Source organism: Mesorhizobium sp. M7A.F.Ca.CA.002.05.1.1 (genome assembly GCF_003998335.1).
GTDB lineage: Bacteria > Pseudomonadota > Alphaproteobacteria > Rhizobiales > Rhizobiaceae > Mesorhizobium.
The window spans coordinates 1-5,111 of record NZ_RZQI01000414.1; the positions used below are offsets into that span (position 1 = coordinate 1).

Genomic DNA, 5,111 nt, shown 5'->3' on the forward strand with positions numbered 1-5,111 from the left:
TTGTCGATACGCCGGCCGTCTGGCGTTGCATAGAGCCCTTCGCCATAGACGCTCATCGACGAGGCGACGACGATCCGTTCGACCGGGTGCTTGATCAATGCTTCAAGTAGCGTTGCGGTGCCGAGATCGTTGGCGCCGACATAGCGCGCGATCTCATACATCGATTGCCCGACGCCGACTTCCGCCGCCAGATGAATGACCGCGTCAACGCCATCCAGCGCATTGGCGACCGCCTCCCGGTCTCGGACATCGCCCTTGATCAGCTCGGTCCCGGCGGGAAGCGCGACGGCTTCGCCCGCATGCACCTGCTCCAGCAGCGCATCGAGGATGCGAACCGAATAATCCTGCTCGACGAGTTCCTGTGCGACATGCCGGCCGATGAAGCCGCAGCCTCCTGTAACCAATATGCGTTTCACGACGACTCCTCAGACAAGTAACCTCGGCGCCCCGAACTTTTCGGCAAAAGGTTTGTTCCCTTGCTTCAACAAAGTTCCTTTGGCGGACTTCGTTGGGAGCCGGCATCGCGATCACGGCGCGGTGCTGGAACATTGACGCCCTTGTGCTGTTAGGACGCCCGACAGCCCGCGTGTCCGCCGATGATCAAAGGAGATTTCAATGTCTCAGTCGCAAACGACCACGAACCATGACGAAATTCGCAAATGGGCCGAGGAGCGGGACGGCCGGCCGGCGGTGGTGCGCACCAAAGGCGAGGGCGGTATCCTGCGGATCGACTTCGGCGAGCCCGAGGAAGCATTCGAGCCCATCGAATGGGACGAGTTCTTCCGGATATTCGACGAGAATGATCTGGCCTTTCTGTATCAGGCCAAGACCGGTGAGGGGAAAGCCAGCCGTTTCAACAAATTCGTCGAGCGCAATCAGAAGGGCTGATGACGCAGGCCAAGCGGCCGATCTGTACGGCCAAGTTTTCGAGATGTGGTGAACAATGACGGCCCCGCGGCTTGGCACTTCAGCCTGAGAGGCCTTGGAGGTAAAACTAATGCATCAGTTTTGCGCCGCGGGTTTTCGCCATCTCTCGCATGATGCCGTTGAGCCAGTTTTCAGTGGATTGACCAAGCTGTCTGCGGTCGACATCCCGGATCGCTTGCTCGAGCGTCCTCTCGACGAGCCGATCCGATGCGTCGACGTCTCCCAGCAAAAGGCGCGCCGCAAGTCGCAGTTTGGGCAAAAGCGCGAAGACGTCGTCGGACGGGTCCGGTACGGAGGTCGCCCGTCCCGATGCCTGCGGGGGAAAGAGTGCGTTGAACACGGCCTGGCTGCCCGAGGATTTCCGCAAATTGCTGGCGTAGCGGAGATGATCGGGAATGGCGATGTCGTCATCGCCACTGAAGAACACGAAGGGGACACCCCGGCGCATCAACTCATCGGCGATTGGAAACACGCGTCGGCCATTGAGATTGACGTCGAGAATTGCAGCTTCGGCCGTCCCGGTGTGTTTGGAAGCCTGTTCGACAGTTGCAGCGGGACCAAGGATTATGGCGCCCATATTGCTGAAAAACCGCGCAAGATCTCCCGCCATCGTCCATTCGTCTTCGACTATCAGAATATGCAGCCCCCGCAGGTCGCGCACGTCGTCATCCTTTCTTGGAACGGAGGTTAGAATGCAGCGGATTTGCTTTCCGAATTCTGTCATCCAAGGCCGCCTGCAACCGTTTCGCAAGCGTCAGCATGCGATCCGGGACGGGCCCCGCATGGGAAGCTTCGAGCGATCCAGGCGCTCCTGATACCACCGGCGTCGGGAGTTTTATGTCAGCAGATCGTTTTGCCATTGAACCACCATTGATATCGGGTTCAACGTCATCTCTGACGTCTTGTTCCATCCGTCTTGCGCGCTATATGGTTGTGTCCTGTTCGATCCGGCCTTGAGGAGACTTCATGTCGGGTCGGCGAAAGGGGGACATGCCGTGACTGCCCGATCGACTAGATTTCCCATCGTGGGCATAGGCGCGTCCGCGGGCGGCATTCCCGCGATGGAGGGCCTTTTCAAGGGCGTGACCGGCCAGCCCGGCATGGCGTTCGTCATCATCACGCATCTCAGCCCCAACAGGGAGAGTCTGTTGCATGAGGTTGTCAGCCGCTACACCGAGATGCCTGTTTCGGTGGTCGAGGATGGCACGGTGGTTCAACCTGACCACGTCTATGTGATGCCGCAAAACGTGACATTGGCCATTGAATCGGGGGTGCTGCACCTGCGTCGGCCCAATGGGCTTACCCAGGAGCGCAAGCCCATCGATATCTTCTTCAGCGCACTGGGTGAAGACCAGGGCGAATATGCCGTCGGCGTTATCCTGTCGGGCGGTGATTCCGATGGAACCCTGGGCGCCAAGGCCATCAAGGAGCGGGGCGGGTTTATCGTCGCGCAAGCGCCGGACGGCTACGGGCCGCGCAATCCCGACATGCCGCAGAGCGCTATTGCCAGTGGGCTCGTCGATGTCGCAGTGACTGCCGAGGAGATCGGGGCGAAGCTGGAGGCTTTCGCCCGCGGCTTCGACACGCTGGACGGGTTGGCGGAAGACGATGGCGATGAAACGCCCGACATCGACAAGGTGCGAGAACAAATCTACGCCATTCTGCGCAGCCACTCCGGCCATGACTTCTCGGGCTATAAGACCAAGACGTTCCTGCGCCGCGTGAAGCGACGCATGCAGATCGCCCAGGTCCATTCCATCAGCGGCTATATAGACTGGCTGAAGAAGGATGCTCGCGAGGTGATGAACCTTTTTCGCGATCTGCTGATCAACGTCACCAACTTCTTTCGCGACCCCGATGCCTTCGAGTTGCTCGGGCGAAAGATCATACCGCAGCTGTTCGAGGGCAAGACCGCCAGCGACACCGTCAGGGTCTGGGTTCCGGGATGCGCCACGGGCGAGGAGGTGTTCTCCATCGGCATCCTGCTGCGCGAACACATGGAGACGCTTACGGTCGTTCCGCGCGTCCAGATATTCGCCACCGACATAGACGAGCCGGCGCTGGCGGTGGCGCGGGCGGCACGCTATCCGGAAGCCTTGCTGCAAGGTCTTTCTCCTGAACGCAAGCAGCGGTTTTTCAACGGTGATGGCGAGAGCTATGTCCTCAGCAATGAGGTGCGCGAACTGTGCATCTTCTCGCCGCACAGCGTCATTCGCGATCCACCCTTCTCGCGCATGGATCTGGTCTCCTGCCGCAATCTGCTGATCTATTTCGGCCCGACCATCCAAAATCGCGTCATCCCTGTCTTCCATTATGCGCTGAAGCCCGGCGGATACCTTTTCCTCGGCACCTCCGAAAGCGTCGGGCAGCACGACGATCTGTTCGCCACCGTCGACAAGAAGCATCGCATCTTCCAGGCGCGGGAGCATGCCTCACCGCACATCAGACTGCCGGCCCTGATCGGAGAAAGCCATTCCAGCGTCTTCCCATCCGAAAGTGCCGGCTCGAAGAAGGGACTTGTCGGCTATCCCCTGCGGCAGGCGGTCGAGGCGCAGGTGCTGGAACGGTTCGCGCCGCCGCATGTCCTGGTCAACGCCGAGGGCGATGTCGTCTATTATTCGGCCAGGACCGGCAGATATCTCGAAGCGCCACAAGGGATTCCCAGCCGGCAGTTGCTGACGATGGCAAGGCGTGGGTTGCGGCTGGACCTCCGCGCCGCACTGCGCGAAGCGACGACCACGCGCCGCACAGTGGTGCGGGAAAACCTCACCGTGGAGGAAGACGACGAGCGGGTCCAGCCGATCAGGCTGACGATCGAGCCGCTCGCCGAACGCGGCAATGGCGAGCCGCTCTACCTTGTCCTTTTCGAGCCGTCGGGGCCGACCCAGGCCCGGTCCAACGAAGATGGCGGCAGTCGTGACAGTGACAGCACCGCCGATCTCGAGCGGGAACTGCGCGATACCAGAGAGCGCCTGCAATCGACGATCGAGGAGTACGAGACCGCGCTGGAGGAGGTGAAATCGTCGAACGAGGAACTCGTCTCCGTCAATGAGGAGGCGCAATCCACCAACGAGGAACTCGAAGCCTCGAAGGAAGAGATGCAGTCGCTCAACGAGGAGCTCAACACGATCAATGCCGAGTTGACGGCCAAGATAGAAGAGCTCGACCACGCCAACGGCGATCTGCGCAACCTGTTCGAAAGCACCGACATCGCGACTATTTTCCTCGACCGCAGCCTTGTGGTCCGCACTTTCACGCCGGCGGCGTCATCTTTCTTCAGCCTGCGCCCCTCCGATGTCGGCCGGCCGCTGACGGATCTGTCGAGCCAACTCGACTATCCCGAGTTGAAGCAGCACATCGACAAGGTGTTCGAGACGGGCGAGATCCTGAATCACCATCTGGCACGCGATGCCAGGGGCCTGTTCCACATGGTCCGCATCAATCCCTATCGCGACAAGGGCAACAGGATCCAGGGCGTGGTGGTGACACTTGTCGATGTCACCACGCTGGCACAGGCGGAAGAGCATCAGCAGGTGCTCATCTCGGAACTCAACCACCGGGTCAAGAACATGCTTGCGGTGATCGCCAGCATTGCAAGCCGCACGCGGGAAAGTTCTGATACGAAGGAGGAGTTCGCGGACGCGCTGATCGGTCGCCTGCATGCCATGTCGCGGGCCTACGGCCTGCTGACCCGGGAGAGATGGAAGGAAGCCTCGGTCAGGGAATTGCTCCAGCAGGAGCTCGAACCATTCGGCATCGAGCGGATCGAACTCGATGGCGAGGATGTCAAACTAGGTCCGCAACAGGGGCTTTCCCTGAGTATGGCCATTCATGAACTGGCCACCAACGCGGCCAAATACGGCGCTTTGTCAAAAACCGATGGCAAGGTCAGTGTGCAATGGTCGATCGAGGACGACAGTTTCACATTTGGCTGGCGAGAAAAGGACGGCCCTCTTGTAAAGGCGCCGTTGGACAACGGCTTTGGCCTGACCCTATTGCAGGGAGAAATCGGTTACAGGCTCGGCGGCCACGTCGAAACCGCGTTCCACAAGGACGGCCTCAGCGTCCAGATCGCGTTTCCGGCAAACCACAAGGAGGCGCCGTGAGCGACGACAAGCCGCGCGTTCTGGTGGTCGAGGACGAATGGCTGATCGCCGAAGACATCGCGTCACGCCTGCGTGCGG

4 protein-coding genes are annotated in these 5,111 nt (G+C 60.3%); 2 read left to right on the forward strand and 2 right to left on the reverse strand.

The features are described from left to right. Positions 1–416 (reverse strand): NAD-dependent epimerase/dehydratase family protein (locus EN939_RS20220; protein ID WP_127269399.1); only part of this gene is annotated, 416 nt, incomplete at its 3' end. A gap of 199 nt (positions 417–615) precedes the next feature. Between EN939_RS20220 and EN939_RS20225 the strand changes: the two genes are divergently transcribed. Next, a complete protein-coding gene (locus EN939_RS20225) occupies positions 616–888 on the forward strand; it encodes a hypothetical protein (RefSeq protein ID WP_023809470.1) in 273 nt (90 codons plus the stop codon). 106 nt (positions 889–994) lie between these two features. Here EN939_RS20225 and EN939_RS20230 read toward each other — a convergent pair whose 3' ends face one another. Beyond that, positions 995–1,651 carry a response regulator gene (locus EN939_RS20230; protein WP_127269400.1) on the reverse strand — a complete coding sequence of 219 codons (657 nt, stop codon included), beginning with the start codon at positions 1,649–1,651 and terminating at the stop codon, positions 995–997. A 271-nt stretch (positions 1,652–1,922) separates the two neighbouring features. Between EN939_RS20230 and EN939_RS20235 the strand changes: the two genes are divergently transcribed. Next, positions 1,923–5,033: a CheR family methyltransferase gene (locus tag EN939_RS20235; RefSeq protein ID WP_127269401.1), complete on the forward strand. Its 3,111-nt coding sequence runs from the start codon at positions 1,923–1,925 to the stop codon at positions 5,031–5,033. Positions 5,034–5,111 lie beyond the last annotated feature (78 nt).

What these genes read in the sequence shown, in the direction of transcription:
- EN939_RS20225 (WP_023809470.1), top strand. Translation starts at nt 616, where the DNA reads ATGTCTCAGTCGCAAACGACCACGAACCATGACGAAATTCGCAAATGG.
- EN939_RS20230 (WP_127269400.1), bottom strand. Translation starts at nt 1,651, where the DNA reads ATGACAGAATTCGGAAAGCAAATCCGCTGCATTCTAACCTCCGTTCCA.